Annotated in this window: 16 protein-coding genes and 1 pseudogene; 7 read left to right on the top strand and 10 right to left on the bottom strand. The window is 41.5% G+C overall.

Features of this window, described 5'->3' with window-relative positions; all coding sequences use genetic code 11:
• Positions 1-5: 5 nt before the first annotated feature.
• On the bottom strand, positions 6-629 hold the full coding sequence (locus C9E88_RS03715) for a LysE family translocator (RefSeq protein WP_106985958.1): 624 nt from the start codon (positions 627-629) through the stop codon (positions 6-8).
• A gap of 244 nt (positions 630-873) precedes the next feature.
• Entirely contained in the window at positions 874-1,101 is a 228-nt protein-coding gene (locus tag C9E88_RS03710; RefSeq protein ID WP_227865858.1) for an NF038215 family lipoprotein, read from the bottom strand.
• A gap of 392 nt (positions 1,102-1,493) precedes the next feature.
• On the opposite strand from C9E88_RS03710, the gene C9E88_RS03705 reads away from it, so the two are divergent.
• The 5 genes from C9E88_RS03705 to C9E88_RS03685 all read left to right on the top strand — a co-directional run bounded on the left by C9E88_RS03705 (position 1,494) and on the right by C9E88_RS03685 (position 7,315).
• Positions 1,494-2,042, top strand: coding sequence for a TetR/AcrR family transcriptional regulator (locus tag C9E88_RS03705; protein WP_106985957.1), 549 nt, complete (start codon positions 1,494-1,496; stop codon positions 2,040-2,042).
• Positions 2,043-2,053: 11 nt separating this feature from the next.
• Positions 2,054-3,712, top strand: a complete 1,659-nt coding sequence (locus C9E88_RS03700) for an MFS transporter (protein WP_106985956.1) — start codon at positions 2,054-2,056, stop codon at positions 3,710-3,712.
• Between the two features lie 72 nt (positions 3,713-3,784).
• Positions 3,785-4,906 (top strand): HlyD family secretion protein, encoded by a 1,122-nt coding sequence (locus tag C9E88_RS03695; protein WP_106985955.1) that lies wholly within the window; start codon positions 3,785-3,787, stop codon positions 4,904-4,906.
• Positions 4,907-4,989: 83 nt separating this feature from the next.
• Complete coding sequence (locus C9E88_RS03690; protein ID WP_106985972.1) at positions 4,990-5,880, top strand: 1-aminocyclopropane-1-carboxylate deaminase/D-cysteine desulfhydrase; 891 nt, start codon at positions 4,990-4,992, stop codon at positions 5,878-5,880.
• 235 nt (positions 5,881-6,115) lie between these two features.
• Positions 6,116-7,315 carry a BaiN/RdsA family NAD(P)/FAD-dependent oxidoreductase gene (locus tag C9E88_RS03685; protein ID WP_106985971.1) on the top strand — a complete coding sequence of 400 codons (1,200 nt, stop codon included), beginning with the start codon at positions 6,116-6,118 and terminating at the stop codon, positions 7,313-7,315.
• Positions 7,316-7,404: 89 nt separating this feature from the next.
• On the opposite strand, the gene C9E88_RS03680 is transcribed toward C9E88_RS03685, so the two are convergent.
• The 6 genes and pseudogenes from C9E88_RS03680 to eat all read right to left on the bottom strand — a co-directional run bounded on the left by C9E88_RS03680 (position 7,405) and on the right by eat (position 13,969).
• The gene (locus C9E88_RS03680; RefSeq protein WP_155687855.1) at positions 7,405-7,554 is read right to left on the bottom strand and encodes a hypothetical protein; all 150 of its coding nucleotides are present in this window, start codon (positions 7,552-7,554) and stop codon (positions 7,405-7,407) included.
• A gap of 149 nt (positions 7,555-7,703) precedes the next feature.
• A complete protein-coding gene (locus C9E88_RS17580; protein ID WP_167514207.1) occupies positions 7,704-7,871 on the bottom strand; it encodes a hypothetical protein in 168 nt (55 codons plus the stop codon).
• Between the two features lie 106 nt (positions 7,872-7,977).
• Positions 7,978-9,519: pseudogene (locus tag C9E88_RS03675) on the bottom strand (mechanosensitive ion channel); the annotation flags it as partial.
• 765 nt (positions 9,520-10,284) lie between these two features.
• The gene (eutC, locus tag C9E88_RS03670; RefSeq protein WP_106985953.1) at positions 10,285-11,103 is read right to left on the bottom strand and encodes an ethanolamine ammonia-lyase subunit EutC; all 819 of its coding nucleotides are present in this window, start codon (positions 11,101-11,103) and stop codon (positions 10,285-10,287) included.
• 15 nt (positions 11,104-11,118) lie between these two features.
• Complete coding sequence (locus C9E88_RS03665; RefSeq protein WP_106985952.1) at positions 11,119-12,504, bottom strand: ethanolamine ammonia-lyase subunit EutB; 1,386 nt, start codon at positions 12,502-12,504, stop codon at positions 11,119-11,121.
• A 25-nt stretch (positions 12,505-12,529) separates the two neighbouring features.
• Positions 12,530-13,969: an ethanolamine permease gene (eat, locus tag C9E88_RS03660; protein ID WP_106985951.1), complete on the bottom strand. Its 1,440-nt coding sequence runs from the start codon at positions 13,967-13,969 to the stop codon at positions 12,530-12,532.
• A 222-nt stretch (positions 13,970-14,191) separates the two neighbouring features.
• On the opposite strand from eat, the gene C9E88_RS03655 reads away from it, so the two are divergent.
• Positions 14,192-14,614 carry a hypothetical protein gene (locus C9E88_RS03655; protein WP_106985950.1) on the top strand — a complete coding sequence of 141 codons (423 nt, stop codon included), beginning with the start codon at positions 14,192-14,194 and terminating at the stop codon, positions 14,612-14,614.
• A gap of 96 nt (positions 14,615-14,710) precedes the next feature.
• On the opposite strand, the gene mscL is transcribed toward C9E88_RS03655, so the two are convergent.
• Positions 14,711-15,139: a large conductance mechanosensitive channel protein MscL gene (gene mscL / locus C9E88_RS03650; RefSeq protein ID WP_106985949.1), complete on the bottom strand. Its 429-nt coding sequence runs from the start codon at positions 15,137-15,139 to the stop codon at positions 14,711-14,713.
• Positions 15,140-15,412: 273 nt separating this feature from the next.
• Positions 15,413-17,242, bottom strand: coding sequence for a translational GTPase TypA (typA, locus tag C9E88_RS03645; protein ID WP_106985948.1), 1,830 nt, complete (start codon positions 17,240-17,242; stop codon positions 15,413-15,415).
• A 173-nt stretch (positions 17,243-17,415) separates the two neighbouring features.
• Between typA and C9E88_RS03640 the strand changes: the two genes are divergently transcribed.
• Positions 17,416-18,786 carry a uracil-xanthine permease family protein gene (locus tag C9E88_RS03640; RefSeq protein ID WP_106985947.1) on the top strand — a complete coding sequence of 457 codons (1,371 nt, stop codon included), beginning with the start codon at positions 17,416-17,418 and terminating at the stop codon, positions 18,784-18,786.
• Positions 18,787-18,811: the final 25 nt, after the last annotated feature.

Below are 18,811 nucleotides of genomic sequence, written 5' to 3'. Positions count from 1 at the left end.
TAGCCTTATTTCATACCAAAAATTAGCTTTAAACCAAGTACAGTCATCACCGCACCAGCTGCGCGGTCAAAGCCTGCTTTAAATTTCAGATAGATACGGCGTGGCTTTTCTGCAGAAAGCGCAACTGCCACCAAAGAGCACCAACCTGCATCAATAAAAAAGCACAGCAGAGGCAACACAAAATAAAAATAGGTTGGGATTTCTTTGGGTAAAAGTGCTGTAAAAATACTGGCCAAAACAATAGCAATTTTAGGGTTTGACAGCTGGGTAATTAAGCCCGTGGTAAAAGCTCTGCGCAAAGACATTTGTGCCGTAACATCTTGCCCTGCATCAATCGGTTCTTTGGCATGTTTAATAATTTTAAATGCCATCCAAAGCAAATATAAACCACCACAAATTTTTAAGGCCAAATATGCAGACGGCACTGCCAATAAAAAGGCTTGTAAACCAAGCACGGCCAATAAAGCAAAAATAGCAGCGCCTAGTCCTGTGCCAAGTGCTGTAAATAAGCCATGCTGACGTGAAATCGCAATTGAGTTTTTAGCCACATAGATCGAAGTTGGCCCTGGGCTCATTGCTCCTAATAATAAAGCAGCAGCAATTGAACCTAAAATCCACAATGATTCCACAGCACTTCTCGTCTAAAAAATTCGTCCTAATTTTAGCGGGATCATCACTGAATTTCTCACTATTTATTTCGCTACATACGCAAATTGACCGTATAAATCACTAGAAGATGAAAAAAACAGCGAATCATTCATCAGTTTTAAGCCTTCAGTAGATGGATTAAACGGCACATATAAAAAAAAGCCCTACGTTGATGTATGGCTTTTTTTAATTGCTTATTCTGCTTTGTCGTGTTTGAACATCTATTTAATAACGATCATCATCTTGTGCACTTGCTTCATTTAACGCGAGTTCATCTTTTGGACTTCTATAATCACGTTCATTGACAGGAACTCCGCCAATAATCATGGTTCGCGCTTCAGTTTGAGGTTTACTCAAATCCTCTTTGGACTCGCAGGCAGTGAGGTTCATCACTATGCCGACCAGTATGACTGTGCTGAATTTCTGGCACATCGCCACGGATAATTTTGTCATGTTATCCCCTCTATCATTATTGTTGTTATTTTCAGCATAGCATTATTATTCAAAGATGCATCCCCTTTTTATCGTATATATTTAGGCTGTTTTGAGGAGATCAATGTACTTAGAGCATCTGAGAACTACACGCGACAATCCAATCCCATGCTGAATGAATACAATAAAATAATTTACCTTAAATATATAATTTTATTTATGTTTTATAAAAAATTACTCGCTAAACAACACGTTCCTTAAAAATTTTCATCTGGTTATACGCAGTACACAGCCGATCTTTCGCTGTGGCCACATGATTTACTCTTACAATTTGCAACAATTTAGAATATTTACAACGGACATTTTTGTCCGTTAAATAGCGCTATAAATATACATTTACTTTAGAACTTATTATGTCTTTACGCCAAGAACGCGCCACCCAAAACCGTGAAGAGCTTTTGGCAGCAGCCATTCGTATTTTTCGTATGCATGGCATCAATGCTCCATTACAACTGATCATTGATGATGCTCAAGTAGGACGGGCAACGTTTTATCGTAATTTTGCAGATCGTCGTGAGTTGGTCTTGGCATTGATGGAGCAAGCCCTCAATCGTTTAGAGTATCGAGCGCGTCAGCATGCGCAATATCATGATGGCTTTATTCGGCTCATTTACGACCATATTCATAATATTCCTTATCTTACCGCGCTAATGGAATACTGGCGTGTCATCGACCGCCATGACCCAGCAATGGTACAAATTTACCAACGTCGTGACAGTATTTTACAACCGCTGATTGATACAGCAATTCAACATGGACTTTGTCGTGCTGACTTTAGTCCCCAAGATTATGCCATGGTAACGTCGATTCTTCGCTCTGCACTACAAGGCTACACCCATGCCGAACAAGAACAATTAGCCACCCGTGCAGTTGAATTATTACTCAATGGTATACGTGCTTAGGTCACTTCACTATGAGCCAGCCACCACGTCTTTTAGAACCTGCTCCCGATTGGACTGCCGAAGAGAAACCCACTTTACCTGGGTCTCCCGCAGCCATTGCGCACCCCACTTATAAGCGCTATTTATACTTCTGCATTGGGCTTTTTGTTGCTCTTTCGGGCAGCTTAAGTAATGGTTTTATTACCGCGAATTTACCTCTAATCCAAGGTGAATATGGCCTAACACCTTCTGAAGTGGCATGGATTCCCGCAGCCTATGTCATGGCCAATGTCAGCTCAAACCTGATTTTATTTAAAGCCCGCCAACAATACGGACTAAGGCTATTTTCGGAAATTGGTCTGGTGGCCTTTATTGCAGTTTTAATTTTACACTTGTTTGTTCATACCTTTGAAATGGCAGTATTTGTACGCATTGTCAGTGGTTTGGTGGCAGCCCCGCTTAGCTCATTAGGCATGTATTACATTATGCAGGCCTTTTCGCGAGTCAATTTTGGTCGTGGTCTGTATTTAGCGCTTGGCTTTCAGCAATTGGGCATCCCTTTGGCATGGATCATGTCGCCTTATTTGGTCGATGTAAATGATTGGGCGCTGTTATATACCTTCGAGTTGGGCTTAGCACTGTGCTGTTTGGCCATGGTCGTTTCGCTCAAACTCCCACGTAGCCTACGTATTGCCGTCTTTGAATTTCAAGACATCTTTACCTTTGTGCTTTTGGCAACTGGCTTTGCATGCTTATGTGTCGTGCTAACCCAAGGGCCTATTTTGTGGTGGCAAAATACCGAATGGCTGGCCTATTTACTCATCGCTGCCTTGGTGCTGATCTGTGTCGGCTTGTGCTATGAACATTATCGCGTTAACCCTCTGATTATTACGCGCTGGCTGAGTACCTCGGCTACAGTGCGTTTTATTATTGGCGCATTTGCCATTCGTTTTTTAATGTCAGAACAAAGCTATGCTGCTGTTAATTTCTTAAAAACGATGGGCATGGGCCCAGACCAATTTGTGACTTTTTATGCCGTCATTATGGCGGGCATTGTATTGGGTACCTTATTTAGCGCCCTTACCTTTTCTCGTGAAAAAATGGTGCTCCATTTATTGGCTGCTGTATTGCTCATTCTAATTGCCAGTGCTTTAGACCATCATTTAACCGTAGATGTCCGTCCAGAAAATTTTTACCGTAGTCAGTTTTTGGTCGGTTTTGCCAGCGGCATGTTTATTGGTCCCTTATTGCTCACAGGCATTATTAGTGCTTTGCAAAAAGGCCCTAGCCACATGGTGACCTTTATTGTTTTGTTTTCTGCCAGTCAAACTTTTGGTGGCTTGGTTGGATCGTCATTTTATTCTAGCTATCAGCAAATGCGTACACAGCATTATCAAGCGGAAATTATGAATGATTTACCCCTCACCAGCCCACAAGTTGAACAACGGCTAGAAACTTATAATCGTAGTGCACATATTTACACCCTTGACCCGCAATTACAGCAAAATCAAGCCTTACGTACGCTTAATCAAGCGGTCACCAAGGAAGCCCAAGTACGTGCTTATAATGATGTCATTTTTCTCAATCAAATTTTTGCAGTGATGCTGTTTTTTTGGGGGCTATACGCGATTGGCATCAACCGTTACCGTAATTATCGTGCCCTTAAACATGTGCAAAACAATACCAGCTAAGACAGAGCAAATACGTACCCTCATTAAAACATCACGATACAGATTGAAATTTAGCGCATATAGAGAATTTTCATGTCAGAACAAGAAAAGCCGACTACACCTACTCCAACGACCACACCTGCACCTGTGGCTACACCCAGTAGTAAATTAATACCAACCGATAAACGTGTGTTGGTGCTGATGTTTTTTGTATTGTTAGTCGGGATTAGCTTAATTTTATGGGCATGGAAGCTTGGACCTTTTCATAGCAGTATCGAATCGACTGAAAATAGCTATGTCAAAGGTAAAACCACAGTGCTCTCTTCACAGATTAATGGTTATGTGAAAGATGTATTAGTCACTGACTTTGAAGTGGTCAAAAAGGGCCAACCTTTAATGCATATTGATGCCACAACCTATAATCAAAAAGTCACTCAAGCACAATCAGGCATTGATCAGGCCGAAAATAGTTTGGCCAATCAAAGCCAAGCCATTCAACAACGTAAGGCGGATATTATCGCCGCACAAGCCAAAGCAGATCAGGCTGAAGCCAGCTATATGCTGTCACTCAACCAATTAAAACGCTATCAACAATTAGGTGACTCAGGTGCCACCTCTAAAACAGAACAAGACAAAGCCAATGCCGATGTCAAAAATAACCTGGCGCTACTGCATCAAGCTGAAGCCAATGTATTGGTTGCAGAAGAAGCCCTAAAAACGGCACAAGTTGCGCAAACAGGTTTAAAAGCCCAAGTGAGCAGTGCTCAAGCGCAGTTTGATCAAGCCGTGACCACCAAAGACTACAGCATCATTTCTGCCCCAATGGATGGTCAGCTCGGTGAAGTCAGCCCACGTGTTGGCCAATATGTTGCTGCAGGCACACAGTTGATGTATCTCATTCCTGAGCAGCGCTGGGTTACGGCTAACTTTAAAGAAACACAAATTGCGCACATGAAAATTGGTCAAAAGGCTTGGTTTAGCGTCGATGCACTGAATCATCAACAATTCACAGGCAAAGTCTCACGCATTTCACCGGCAACAGGTTCTGAATTTAGCGTACTAAAACCTGACAATACCACGGGCAATTTTACCAAGGTGGTCAAACGGATTGCGGTGCGTATTGAAATTGATCCCAATCAAACAGACTTCGCCCGTTTACGCCCAGGTATGTCGGTTGTCACCTCTGTCGACACCGCATCTGAAGGCACTCATTAAGAGGTGCGTACCGATGTTAGCAATCGTCGGACTACACAGAATCTATTACAATAGTCATGATTTTTGTTCAGTCCACCTTTGCTATGTTTGATGCCATTGCCCATACCATCCAAGATCAAGTGCTGAATTTGCATGGCGTACAAGTCAGCTTAAGACGATTAGATTTGGTACATCCACAAATCTCAGGCAATAAGTTTTTTAAACTCAAATACAATTTTCTAGAAGCACAGCAGCAAGGCTATCGCAAAATTTTGACCTTTGGTGGCGCCTATTCCAACCATATTGCAGCCACGAGCTATGCTGCCCAGCAATTTGGCTTCCAAAGTATTGGCATCATTCGGGGGGAAGAGCTTAAAACCAAAGCGCTTAATCCTACCTTAGCGAGTGCTACACAGTTTGGTATGCAATTACATTTTGTCAGTCGTGAAGACTATCGACGTAAACAAAACCCAAACTATTTGGCACAGCTACAACAACAATTTCCAGACTGTTATATCATCCCCGAAGGAGGCACAAATGATTTGGCCATTCGGGGCTGCACAGAGATATTAAAACCAAGAGATCAACAGTTTGACCTGATCTGCTGTGCTGTGGGTACAGGTGGCACGATGACAGGGCTCATTGAAGCCAGCCTTCCACAGCAGCAGATTTTGGGCTTTTCAGCCTTAAAAGGCCTGTTTTTAAATGATGATGTCGCCCAACTTACCCATAAACGAAATTGGAAGATTATCGACACCTACTGCTGTGGTGGTTATGCCAAAACTACGCCTGAACTCTTGCAATTTATGCAAGACTTTGAAGCCATGCACGACATTCCTTTAGAACAGGTCTATACAGCGAAAATGATGCTGGGTATAGAGCACATGATTTTGCAAGGCGAAATTAGCCCTGAGCAACGGGTTCTTGCGCTCCATACAGGTGGCTTACAGGGAAAAATCAAAACAGATTCAGGCAAGACATCTGTGGCACCTTAATAAGGCGATCCTTCTATCCTGCCATGCAATGCAAAATTTGCGATTCAAAATTTTCTAGATAGATCCGATGGTCTTGGACTGTCCAATATCTACTAAATTTAAATCACTTAGCCACCTTCTGCTTTAGCATGTTGCATTGCAGCCATTTGAATCTGCCCTTAAAACGCTAAACAACATTCGGCTTCTGCCTAAAATTGTCTATAATGCTGTGCTTTTCTGTTCCATTGAGTTTGCCATGTCTTCAAATCACTATGATGTTTTAGTTTTAGGTGCAGGTGCATCGGGTTTAATGACAGCATATATGGCAGCTCAACGTGGCCGTAAAGTGGTGGTGGTCGAAAAAGCCAATAAAGTCGGCAAAAAAATTCTCATGTCGGGCGGTGGTAAATGTAACTTTACCAACCTGTATGTCGAGCCTGAAAACTTTATTTCACACAATCCACATTTTGTGATTTCTGCTTTAACGCGTTATACCAATTGGGACTTCATTGGCATGGTGTGCGAATACGGCATCGAATATGAAGAGCGCAAACATGGCCAGCTTTTTACCTTAAATGGCGCTAAAGAAATTTTGGCAATGCTATTGGCAGAATGCGAAAAAACAGGCTTGGTCGACATTAAAACCAACTGTGAAGTAAAAGCAGTCAACGCTTTAGAATCACAGGGCTTCCAAGTTGCAACTTCACTGGGCTACTTTGAAGTCGAATCTGTGGTAGTGGCCTCTGGTGGTTTGTCTATTCCTACCCTCGGCGGTTCAGGTATTGGTTATGATATTGCCAAGCAATTTGGTCATCATGTTTATCCTACACGCGCAGGCTTGGTTCCGTTTATGTTTTCGGACAGCTTTAAAGAAGTCACCACGCGCTTAAGTGGTAATGCCGTTGAAGCAACGTTGTCTAACGATTTAAATAGCTTTACTGAAGCCCTGCTCTTTACCCATCGCGGTTTGAGTGGACCAAGCTCGCTACAACTGTCAAATTATTGGGATGCAGGTCAAAGCTTTAAAATCGATTTTTTACCTAGCCTAGATTTACTTGATTTTTTAAAGTCGAAAAAGCAAAACCAAGCCAAAGTTCTACTGCGTACTTTATTGGTTGAGCATTTACCTAAAAGCGTGGTGACTGAATTACAAAACTTAATTTGGTTAGAACAAGCAGACACGGCAATTGGCAATATCAGTGATGATAAGCTAGAACAAATCGCACAGCGCTTATCTGCATTTGAGGTAAAACCATCAGGAACTGAGGGCTACCGCACTGCAGAGGTAACACTAGGTGGTGTAGATACCACTGAAGTTTCATCCAAAACCATGGAAAGTAAAAAACAAAAAGGTCTGTATTTTGTTGGTGAAATTTTAGATGTTACTGGTCACTTGGGTGGCTTTAATTTCCAATGGGCATGGTCATCAGCACATGCAGCCTCAGAGTATGTTTAATGCTCAGCTCATTTCAAGCTTAGAATAAAAAAGAGGCTGTTGATATCAACAGCCTCTTTTTATATATGCATTTTAAATATTGCGAGTACTTATTCTAAGTAATCCGTTTTAAACAATTGTACATGTTGACTGTTGCCCATACGATCAATCGTACGATCCATTTTAGCCACAGCATGTTGAATATGACTTGGTGTTGCAACTGTGTTTGACGTGATGAAATTAAATACTTTATGCATCATTTGGAATACCCCCATTATTTTAACTCCGTTTATATAATTGAAAGCATAATTCATGCCTGTTTCAATCCGATGAAAACCACGGCCTATGTTTTATTATTTATGCTTCAATTCATTTACTAAAATATCAAAATAAGATTAAATTTCAACCATCATTTTTGAACTTCTTGTTCATTTTCAATCTGATCTACCATTGGCTGTTGTTTTTCATTGCGCTTTTTTTGTGCAAATATAAATTGATATGCACTAGCAAGAAAACCAATAGTAATGCCAGCAATCACAATAGGCGCAAAAAATTTATTCGGGGCTTTCTTAGACATTTTTTTACCTTTTTTCGTATATAAATTTAACTTGAGTTCATGAAAATAACCACTCTAAAGTGGTTATTTTCAGTCTGTTTGTACAGGTTATTTTAGGTCATTCAGGTGTATCCGTTGGAGGTGGCGTAATAATTGGCTTTTGTGGTGCGACTAATTGCGCTTTCACATCCGTCGGCTTTTCAGCTTCTTTTTTCGCTTTATCTAACAAATCAGACAATAAGCGCTCTGCAGGTTGACGACCGCCTAAACCAAAGGCCAAAGCAAATGCAACGGCAACGGCGCCCAATGTTAGGCCAAAAGCCAAATTCACAATCGAATCTGCAATGCCCATCGCACGTAGACCCATCGCGACAACCAAGCCCATAATCAATACACGGACTAGATTAGCTAACCAGCGCGAACTATTGTACTCCCCACGTTGTACGACATTTGCCACAACATTTGCCAGCCAAAAACCAATCACTAAGATTACAGCACCGAGCAAGATATTGGCACCAAAGTGAATAAACATGGCAATTAAGTCACTGATTTGTGCAAAGCCCAAACGGTTAGCCGCTTCGGATACTGCAAACAGCATGGTAAAGAATACAATCAGATAACCTACAATATCAGATAGTTTCGTGCTTCCTAAAAAGCGCTGTAAGTCCACTTTTGCTGGTACGTTATCTACACCTGTACCCGCTAGAACTTCAGAAACTAAACGTGCCACCAAACGTGATACGACATAAGCCAAAATTAAAATTAGGCCTGCGGCAATAATATTGGGAATGGCATACATCACTTCGTGCAACATTGCAGTCGCTGGTTGCGAAATCGCATCAATGCCTAAAGCTTCAAATGCCACAATTAATGCAGTGAAGATAATAATGGCAAATACAAATGAGCCCAGTAACCGTGCAACATTGCCATTTTTAAACAAGCCCAGTTTTTCAGCTTGTTGTTGTATGCTCAAACTGCTGACCAGACCTTCGACAATTCCACGCACAATTTTTGCCAAGATGTAACCTACGAAGATAATCACGCCGGCAATAAACAGATTTGGTAAATATGAAACGGCTTCATTCACCATGTTTTGCACAGGATACAGCAAGCCATTCAGACCTAAAATCGACAGCACAATCGGTAAAAATAGCAATAAAATCAGCCAGTATACGATATTACTGATATTTTCACTCAGTGGGCTCACACCAACATCGGAGCTAAGTTTTTCATCCAGTTGTGTTTTATCTAATAGTTTTTGAGAACTGACTTTGACCAAATTGGCCACAATCCAGCCAATAAATCCAACAGCCAATGCCGCTAAAAGCTGAGGAACAAAAAGCAGGAACTGCTGAATCATATTACTAAATGGACCACTAATACTGTTCAAATTCAGCACATTTAATGCACCAATGACAGCAATTACCAAGATAATCCAAAATACAATCCGAGACACAATACTTTCGATATTTGAGCGATGACCTGTTGCATTGGACAATTTGTCATTGGTGCCAATTTTTTGCAAAAGCTTTTTAATTGCCCCTGCAACCAATAAAGCAACAATCCAACCAATTAATAAAATAGCCACTGCACTTAAAATTGGATGGAACTGATCCCAGTAATACATTGCATCGAACTGCCCATTTGGGCGATTAAGATATTGATTCATTTTGTTTGGCCCTCTTTATTGCTAAAAATCATGTCGTAACACGCTTTAATACTTGTTGTACGAGGTCTTTATATCTGTGACACAGTTATCTTTTTATATAACCTTTAAACATTAAGATTTGTTCACTTTCTAAACAATAGTTAAATGCATAACTACAACAAAAGAGCACAGAGCATTGCAAAAGACCCAGCACATGGGCTGGGTCTTGGATTTAAAAATTATGTATATTAGAGACTTAAATCATATACTCATAACATGAGTGATCAGGTTTTATTGAAGTGGATCACGTTGTAATCCACCTTAAACACAGATGCTCAACTTCACTGTAGAAACCTATACTTTTTGATTGCTTCTCACCTAATTCAAGTAATAAAGCTTAAGCAAACTGAATCAAATGGTTTATTTAATATTTAATTTCAACATTTTAAATATTGAAAACATACTGAGGATCGAACGCTTTTTAGCTAGGGTTTCATCCCAGCAAACATATACAATAATAAAGCAAGTAAGAAAAATCCCACTAACATCAAAATATAGACAGGCAATTTTTCTTTATGTTGTATGTCTGCTCGACTCAAACTAAAAGGTGGTTTTTTAAAATCATGCATCATAATCTTTACACCTTGTGTCCTTTGACTCTTTTATTTTAACAAGCCAAACACTACACACTGTATAAATGCATTAACATCTAGTGAAAACCTGTAAAGCATAAATGTATCCGTCGAGCCTAGTCGAATAGACTCAAGGTGATACTTTATCTGAACATTAAAATAAGCGTTTAGGGCGTGTTGTATCTTGTGTATCTATGGTCATTTCATGTTCATCTTTTAAGTGCACACCCGATAAGCCCAGTTGTTTAGATTTGTTCATCAGCCCCAATAAGCGCTGTATGGCAAGCTGTGTAGATAAACCTGCAGGGCGCACATTAGAAATACAATTACGCATCGCATCATGACAGCCACGCCGTGCTTGCCAAGTATAGTAAATCCCCATGCTGTCAGGTGAACTCAGCCCTGGCCGTTCTCCAATTAACATGACCAACATATCTGCTTGTAAAATTTCGGCAATTTCATCGCCCAATGCAACACGACTGCCAGTCGCAATGACAAAAGGTGCTACACGCCATTGCGCCTGCTGACAACTTGCATAAAACTGCTGCATAAAATACGGCGCGTTATCTTCTATGGCTCGTGCAGACAGACCATCTCCCGCCACAATCACCACATCATAAGTATTGGGGTTTGACTGCACATAATCTTTGAGTAACTGACGTGAAGCCTCTGATAGTTCCCGCCCTAAATCAGGCCGTTTTAGGTAAAGATCTTTATCCTGTGCGCAGCTTTCGACTTGCAAAACCTCATTATTCACCACAGTGAGTTGCAATCGTAACCCCTCTATATCTAGGGGTTTTAACACAGCATCCTTTGCTTGGGCATGTGCCAACTGAAATGCTAAAGAAGGCTGTGTAGGTAAACTCCCTCCCACACGTCCTAATGCAATACGTGCATCAGTAAACTGTTTTAGGCGTTCCCACGCGTTGGCCTCAACACGTGTTTGAAACTGAAGATCTGCTGATAATTTCATTCGCTTCAACTCCCTTTAAGAGCGCAACAGTCGTGCAAATTGATCGGGCATTTGGCTTGGCCAATGCAATTGCTGTGCTTGTTGCTTCAATATACCTTGTTGCTCTAACCAGACTGCAAATTCTGGTGCGGGCTCTAAGCCCAACAGCTGTCGAATGTATAAAGCATCATGAAATGATGTGGTTTGATAATTCAGCATTACATCATCTGAACCAGGAATACCCATCATAAAATTAAGGCCTGCATTGGCCAGTAAAGTCAGCAACACATCCATATCATCTTGATCAGCATCGGCATGGTTGGTATAACAAATATCACAGCCCATCGGCACACCCAGTAATTTTCCGCAAAAATGGTCTTCTAAGCCTGCACGTATAATCTGTTTACCATTGTACAAATACTCAGGCCCTATAAAGCCCACCACAGTATTAACCAAAAAGGGTTTGTACTTTCTTGCCACGGCATAAGCACGTGCTTCTAAAGTTTGTTGATCCACCCCAAAATGGTTGTTGCTTGATAAGGCACTGCCTTGCCCAGTTTCAAAATACATTACGTTCTGCCCAACGGTGCCACGTTTCAGGCTCAGTGCCGCCTCATAACCTTCTTGTAACATGGCAAGATCAATACCAAAGCCTGTATTGGCACTTTGCGTCCCTGCAATGGACTGAAACATTAAATCCACAGGTACATTTTGGTTCGCCAGCTGTATGCCTGAGCTTACATGCGTGAGTACGCAAGACTGGGTCGGAATGTCATATTCTTGGATAATATAATCCATCAGCTTGAGTAGCTCTGACAGGTTCTGCACATTATCTGTTGCTGGGTTAATGCCAATAACGGCATCGCCATTGCCATACATCAGCCCATCTAAAATACTGGCAGAAATCCCCAATACATCATCTGTGGGGTGATTGGGTTGTAAGCGCGTCGATAAATGTCCTTCTAAACCGATCGTATTACGAAATTTTGTGATCACTCGGCATTTTTTGGCAACCAAAATAAGATCTTGATTACGCATGATCTTACTGACCGCTGCCACCATCTCAGGAGTCAACCCGTGTTGTAGCGCCTGTAGTTTTTCTGTTGTGGCATCTGCACTTAATAACCAATCGCGAAAATCCCCAACAGTAAAATGTGAAATAGGATAAAACGCGACAGCATCATGCTCATCCATAATTAAACGTGTCACTTCATCACGGTCATAATCGACCAACGCCTCATTTAAAAACTGCTTTAATGGCACATCGGCTAAACACATTTGTGCAGCCACTCGCTCTGTGGCATCCACTGCAGCTATACCCGCCAACTGATCGCCCGAACGTTCTGGCGTCGCCTTAGCCATTAAGGTTTTTAAATCAGCAAAAACATAATGATGATGTGCCACATTCATTTGGTAGAGCATGTTTCCCTCCTAATTACCTTTATCGCTATTTCAGCTCTTGTTCTGCTTGTTGAATATTTGCGAACTCTTCTTCAGGTGTACCTGCAACCAAGTGATGACGGCTATACAGCAAGAAATACAAGATAAATAATACGTAAATGGCAGCCGCCATCAACCAAACTTTAGGGTCTACGACGAAACCAGCCACTACAGCAATAGCCGCCAACACCAAGGCAATACTTGCAGTCACCACACCGCCAGGTGCTTTATAAGGGCGCACCAAGTCAGCTTTTGAAGTTTTTAATTTAATATAAGACAGCATCATCAGCACATAAGAAATGGTTGCACCAAACACAGCCATCAAGATAAGTAAATCACCTTCACCTGACAATGACATACAAAAACCAATCACACCCGGCACTATAATTGCCCAATGGGGTGCATGGTTTTTATTGGTCAAAGACAATTTTTTAGGGAGATAACCTGCACGAGACAAGGCAAAGATCTGACGTGAATAAGCGTAGATAATTGAGAAGAAACTTGCGATTAAACCCGCCAAGCCCACAAAGTTAACAAAACCTGCCAACCAAGTATTGGCGCCATAAACTGCTTTTAATGCATCGACCAACGGTGCGCCAGAGGCTTTTAATGCATCAGCACCGGCGGCACCAGGCCCTAAAAATAAAATACTAAGTGCAAAAAAAGCCAAAATCAGCATTGAGCCAATTAAGCCTCGAGGCAATGATTTTTCAGGCTCTTTGGCTTCTTCTGCTGCCAATGGCACACCTTCAACAGCCAAGAAGAACCAAATGGCATAAGGCACTGCTGCCCAAATCCCTAAATAGCCTAGTGGCAAGAAAGCACTTGCACCTGTAGCCTCTGTATGTACAGCAATATCAAATAAATTCGCGCTGTTAAATGCTGGCAACATAGCGAAAATAAATACCATAAGTGCGACAGCAGCCACTGCTGTAATCACAAACATGATCTTAAGTGCCTCACCCGCGCCCTTTAAATGAATCCCCATAAACAGTAGATAACAGAGCAAATAAATAATCCAACCACCAATACCAAATAAGGATTCGCAATAAGCACCAATAAAGCAGGCAATAGCTGCTGGTGCGATTGCGTATTCAATCAGAATCGCAGTGCCCGTAAGATAGCCCCCCATCGGGCCAAATGCAGTTCGGGCAAAACTATAACCACCACCTGCAGTTGGAAGCATGGTCGACATTTCCGACATACATAAGCACATACACAAATACATCAGCGCAACCACAACTGTGGCTATAAACATGCCACCCCAGCCACCTTGAGCAAGGCCGAAGTTCCATCCTGCAAAATCACCTGAAATGACGTAGGCCACCCCTAAGCCAACTAAAAGCAACCAGCCCACAGCCCCTTTTTTGAGTTGTCGTTGTGCAAAATAATCGGCTGTTTCTGCATGTGCTGTCGATGGTGCAACAGCAGATTTTAATTCAGACATAGGCACCTCTGATCTTATGTTTATTTTTCACTCAGTGATAAGCACAAGCTATACCAATTTTGAATTTTTAGTCAAATTTGCCTTGTTCTAATTTGTTATCTTATTCAAATTTATTGAGTTTTAAGTATTTTAGTACGCCCATCTGTCCATCAGGGAAAGTCTGCATTTCCAAAAGGAAATGAGCTATAATTATGCACTTCATTTTTTATGCACTGATTATTTATGGCGTATAGTCAACAAAGTGTAACGCTTGATCTTGACACTGACGTCACTCATCACTGTACATTACACTACACCCGTGATCAGCATCTGATTGGGATCATGGAATTTAATAAACCGAGCTTTCTGCTGAAATGGGGCGATTTAGAATATTTTCGTCGTCGTACAGAAGAGTTCTCGGTGATGCCTTTTCCGGAATGCATCAATGCGATGGTGATTGATATTCGCAATGTCTCAGCCTTCTTAGACAACGAGGTGCCGATCATTCCTTGGCGTTTATTAGAAGAAGAATGCCCCGTTCGCTTGGTTGTACCGCAAGACCGCTTAGACCATTATGCAGGTTTTTTTGAACCAACTTGGCTAACCACTGATGTGGAAACAGCTATTCAAGAAATTCGCGAATTTATGGATATGTTTGTGCATTAATACCTTGGCCATTTAAGCCTGTATTACATGTCTATAGCTCTTGATTCAAAATCAAAAACGGCGCTCAAAGCGCCGTTTTTATATGTATCATCATGATTAACGTTTTTTCAATTCATCACGAATTTCACGCAACAATTCAATATCTTCTGGTGTTGCTGCTGGAGCTGGCTCTTCCACTTTTTGACGACGAACTTTGTTCATCAATTTCACTAACCAGAACACAACCCATGCAAGCAATAGGAAGTTAATCAAAATGGTGAGGAAGTTACCATAAGCTAAAACATTTAAGCCTGCATCTTGCGCTGCTTTTAAAGTTGTCAGGTTATTTGGATTATCACCCAGTACAACGAACCAGTTTGAATAATCCACGTCACCACCAAGGATCCATGAAATCAATGGCATCACAATGTCTTTTACCATGGAATCGATAATTTTACCGAAAGCACCACCGATAATGACACCGACAGCCAAGTCCATCACGTTGCCTTTCACGGCAAATTCTTTAAATTCTTGAATAATACTCATGTCATCTCCAGAAATTTTTTCACTTTAATTATGTGATGAAGTATACATTAATTTATGTATTTCGATTTCCGCCTAATTTACTTGGTTTTTGTTCATTTCTAAATGCCAAGTATAAAAATACACACAATATTTTTGACCTTATGTGCTATTCGAGCAACTGATCTGGCGCACTTTTATTTTAAATCAGCCTCAAACAAAAGTTAAACGACATCTTTGTACATAAAAAAACCGCTGATTTGCATCAGCGGTTTTTTATCCGAAGATAAGAATAACTTATTTGTTACGCTTACGTTCGTTTTCAGTCAACCAACGCTTACGGATACGGATTGACTTAGGTGTTACTTCAACTAGCTCGTCATCTTCAATGAACTCAAGCGCTTGTTCAAGTGTGTATTCAACTGCAGGAACAAGAGTTAACGCATCGTCAGTACCTGAAGCACGTACGTTTGTTAACTGTTTCGCTTTAGTTGGGTTAACAACCATGTCGTCAGAACGTGAGTTAATACCCACGATCATGCCTTCGTATACTTCAAGCTGTGGTTTAGCAAATAGACGACCACGGTCTTGTAAGCTGAACAATGCATAGCCAAGGCAAGTACCTTGAACCATAGAAATCAACACACCGTTTTGACGCTTCGCAACAGTACCTTGTTTCATTGGACCGTAGTGAGAGAAGCTAGACGTCATGATCCCTGTACCAGAAGTCATCGTCAGGAATTCAGAACGGAAACCGATTAAGCCACGTGAAGGAACAGTTGCTTCAATACGGATACGGCCTTTACCGTCAACTTCCATATTGGTCATTTCGCCTTTACGGTGACCCATTTGTTCCATTACAGCGCCTTGGTGCTGCTCTTCAACGTCAAACGTTACGTTTTCGTAAGGTTCTTGTTTTTCACCGTCGATTTCTTTCAAGATTACTTGTGGACGAGATACGCCCATTTCGAAACCTTCACGACGCATGTTTTCAATAAGTACTGAAAGGTGAAGTTCACCACGACCAGACACTTTGAAACGGTCAGGACTGTCAGTATCTTCAACACGTAATGCTACGTTGTGAATCAATTCGCGGTCTAGACGTTCACGGATGTTACGTGAAGTTACGAATTTACCTTCTTTACCAGCAAACGGTGAGTTGTTTACTTGGAAAGTCATAGACACTGTAGGTTCATCTACAGAAAGCGCTGGAAGTGCTTCAACTGCTTTTGGATCACAGATTGTGTCAGAGATATGAAGTTCATCGATACCAGTTACACAAACGATGTCGCCTGCTTGAGCAGATTCAACGTCGATACGTTCAAGACCATGGTAACCCATGATTTTTAAGATACGACCGTTACGTGTTTTACCGTCTTTGTCGATTACAGTTACAGGTGTATTTAACTTAACAGAACCACGTTGAATACGACCAACACCGATTACACCAACGAAGCTGTTGTAATCAAGTGAAGAGATTTGCATTTGGAATGGACCATCAACGTCAACTGCTGGTGGCTCAACGATGTCTACAATTGTTTCGAACAATGGAGTCATGTCTTCAGCAAGTTCTTCTGGAGAAGGACCCGCTACACCGCGAAGACCAGAAGCATAAACAACTGGGAAGTCTAACTGTTCGTCAGTACCACCAAGGTTGTCAAACAAATCAAATACTTGGTCAATTACCCAATCCGGACGCGCGCTTGGCTTGTCCACTTTGTTAATAATTACGATTGGTTTCAAACCACGTGCGAACGCTTTAGACGTTACGAAACGAGTTTGTGGCATTGGACCTTCTTGTGAGTCTACAAGAAGAAGTACGCAGTCAACCATCGACATTACACGTTCAACTTCACCACCGAAGTCGGCGTGTCCCGGGGTGTCCACGATGTTGATACGGTATTCAGTATCAGTACGTTTGTCTAACCATTTGATTGCAGTGTTTTTTGCAAGAATGGTAATACCACGTTCAGACTCAATAGCGCCAGAATCCATTACACGTTCGATCTCGCCTGCGCGATCGCCAAGAGCACCTGATTGCTGTAAAAGTTTGTCTACAAGAGTCGTTTTACCATGGTCGACGTGCGCGATAATGGCAATGTTACGGAGAGTTTTAATATCTGACATGTGTATTCGATACGCCTAAAGTTTGAGGGCAAATTATACAGAAAAAATATAGATTTTAGTAGTGACAGTTTATTGACATGATCAATTTTTTTCGCCATACGGCCCCTTTTAATTTTGTAAAGGGATGTAAACAGATTAGAATAGCGCCACCTAGCCTTAATTTGCTGTACCTTATGTCTGATTTGAACCAATCTCCTGACCCTAAAGATCAACTCGATTTAGTCTATGGACTCGAAGATCGACCGAAACCATTCGTCGCTTTTTTAGCGGCCTTCCAACATTTATTGGCCATTATTGTCCCTATCGTGACGCCTGGCCTGTTAATTTGTTTGGCTTTAGGTGTCTCTAAAGAAGACACGAATATGATTTTATCGATGTCTCTAGTCATTTCAGGCATCGCAACTTTCCTACAATGTAAAAAAGTTGGCCCTTTTGGTGCTGGTCTTTTAATTGTTCAAGGTACAAGCTTTAACTTTATTGGCCCAATTATTGGTATTGGTTCAGCAATGGTGGCTGCGGGCACGCCTGTAGAAGCAGTGATGGCTTCTATTTTTGGTGTGGTGATTGCAGGTGCATTCATTGAAATGGGCGTATCACAAATTTTACCGTGGATTAAAAAACTAATCACGCCACTGGTTACAGGTATTGTGGTTTTGCTTATTGGCTTGACCTTAATCAAAGAAGGTTTAATTTCAATGGGTGGTGGTTATCAAGCCATGGGCGATAAAACCTTTGCCAATGCAGATAATCTCATCATGTCATGCACGGTATTGGCTTTAATTATTTTACTCAACCGTGTACGTATTACATGGGTAAAAAGCTCAGCGATTTTAATCGCACTTCTGGTGGGTTACATCCTTGCAGGCTTTATGGGGCACTTAAACTTTGATGGTTTAAAAGATGCACCACTGGTACAAATTCCAACACCAATGCACTTTGGCTTAAGCTTCTCTTGGAGCTTATTTATTCCAATGGCATTTATTTACCTTGTAACTTCGTTAGAAGCCATTGGTGATATTACCGCAACTTCAAAATTATCAAACCAACCTGTAAATGGCCCACAGTGGATGCAGCGCATTAAAGGCGGTGTCCTCGTTAACGGTGCTAACTCATTCCTTGCAGGTATTTTCAACACTTTCCCAAGCTCTGTGTTTGCGCAAAATAATGGTGTCATTCAATTGACAGGTGTTGCAAGTCGCTATGTAGGTATTTGGATTGCTGCTTTATTGGTGATTTTAGGCCTACTTCCTGCTGTTGCAGGCGTAATCCAAGCTGTCCCACAGGCCGTACTCGGTGGTGCAGTTATGGTGATGTTTGGTGCTGTTGCTGCTTCAGGGATTAATATCCTCTCTGGGATTCAGTTAGATCGTCGTGCATTATTAATCATCGCGATTTCTTTAGCGCTCGGCTTAGGTGTTGCTCAAGTACCACAAATTCTTGAACACTTGCCTGAACTCATTCGCAACATTTTTAGTTCTGGTGTTGCAACTGGCGGTATTGCTGCCCTTGTATTGAATATTATTCTTCCTGAAGTGAAGAAATAATTCATTTTGCTCAAGCACCGTCAAG

The organism is Acinetobacter cumulans, assembly GCF_003024525.3.
In the GTDB taxonomy this organism is placed as follows: domain Bacteria; phylum Pseudomonadota; class Gammaproteobacteria; order Pseudomonadales; family Moraxellaceae; genus Acinetobacter; species Acinetobacter cumulans.
Note: the sequence above shows the minus strand (reverse complement) of the source record. Positions and strands in the feature narration are given on the sequence as shown.

Excerpts from the sequence above, each read along its gene's own strand:
- typA (WP_106985948.1), bottom strand. The coding sequence starts at position 17,242 with ATGTCAGATATTAAAACTCTCCGTAACATTGCCATTATCGCGCACGTC.
- C9E88_RS03710 (WP_227865858.1), bottom strand. The coding sequence starts at position 1,101 with ATGACAAAATTATCCGTGGCGATGTGCCAGAAATTCAGCACAGTCATA.
- C9E88_RS03665 (WP_106985952.1), bottom strand. The coding sequence starts at position 12,504 with ATGCTCTACCAAATGAATGTGGCACATCATCATTATGTTTTTGCTGAT.
- eutC (WP_106985953.1), bottom strand. The coding sequence starts at position 11,103 with ATGAAATTATCAGCAGATCTTCAGTTTCAAACACGTGTTGAGGCCAAC.
- C9E88_RS03690 (WP_106985972.1), top strand. The coding sequence starts at position 4,990 with ATGTTTGATGCCATTGCCCATACCATCCAAGATCAAGTGCTGAATTTG.
- eat (WP_106985951.1), bottom strand. The coding sequence starts at position 13,969 with ATGTCTGAATTAAAATCTGCTGTTGCACCATCGACAGCACATGCAGAA.
- C9E88_RS03705 (WP_106985957.1), top strand. The coding sequence starts at position 1,494 with ATGTCTTTACGCCAAGAACGCGCCACCCAAAACCGTGAAGAGCTTTTG.
- C9E88_RS03695 (WP_106985955.1), top strand. The coding sequence starts at position 3,785 with ATGTCAGAACAAGAAAAGCCGACTACACCTACTCCAACGACCACACCT.
- C9E88_RS03700 (WP_106985956.1), top strand. The coding sequence starts at position 2,054 with ATGAGCCAGCCACCACGTCTTTTAGAACCTGCTCCCGATTGGACTGCC.
- C9E88_RS03685 (WP_106985971.1), top strand. The coding sequence starts at position 6,116 with ATGTCTTCAAATCACTATGATGTTTTAGTTTTAGGTGCAGGTGCATCG.
- C9E88_RS03680 (WP_155687855.1), bottom strand. The coding sequence starts at position 7,554 with ATGATGCATAAAGTATTTAATTTCATCACGTCAAACACAGTTGCAACA.
- C9E88_RS17580 (WP_167514207.1), bottom strand. The coding sequence starts at position 7,871 with ATGTCTAAGAAAGCCCCGAATAAATTTTTTGCGCCTATTGTGATTGCT.
- mscL (WP_106985949.1), bottom strand. The coding sequence starts at position 15,139 with ATGAGTATTATTCAAGAATTTAAAGAATTTGCCGTGAAAGGCAACGTG.
- C9E88_RS03655 (WP_106985950.1), top strand. The coding sequence starts at position 14,192 with ATGGCGTATAGTCAACAAAGTGTAACGCTTGATCTTGACACTGACGTC.
- C9E88_RS03640 (WP_106985947.1), top strand. The coding sequence starts at position 17,416 with ATGTCTGATTTGAACCAATCTCCTGACCCTAAAGATCAACTCGATTTA.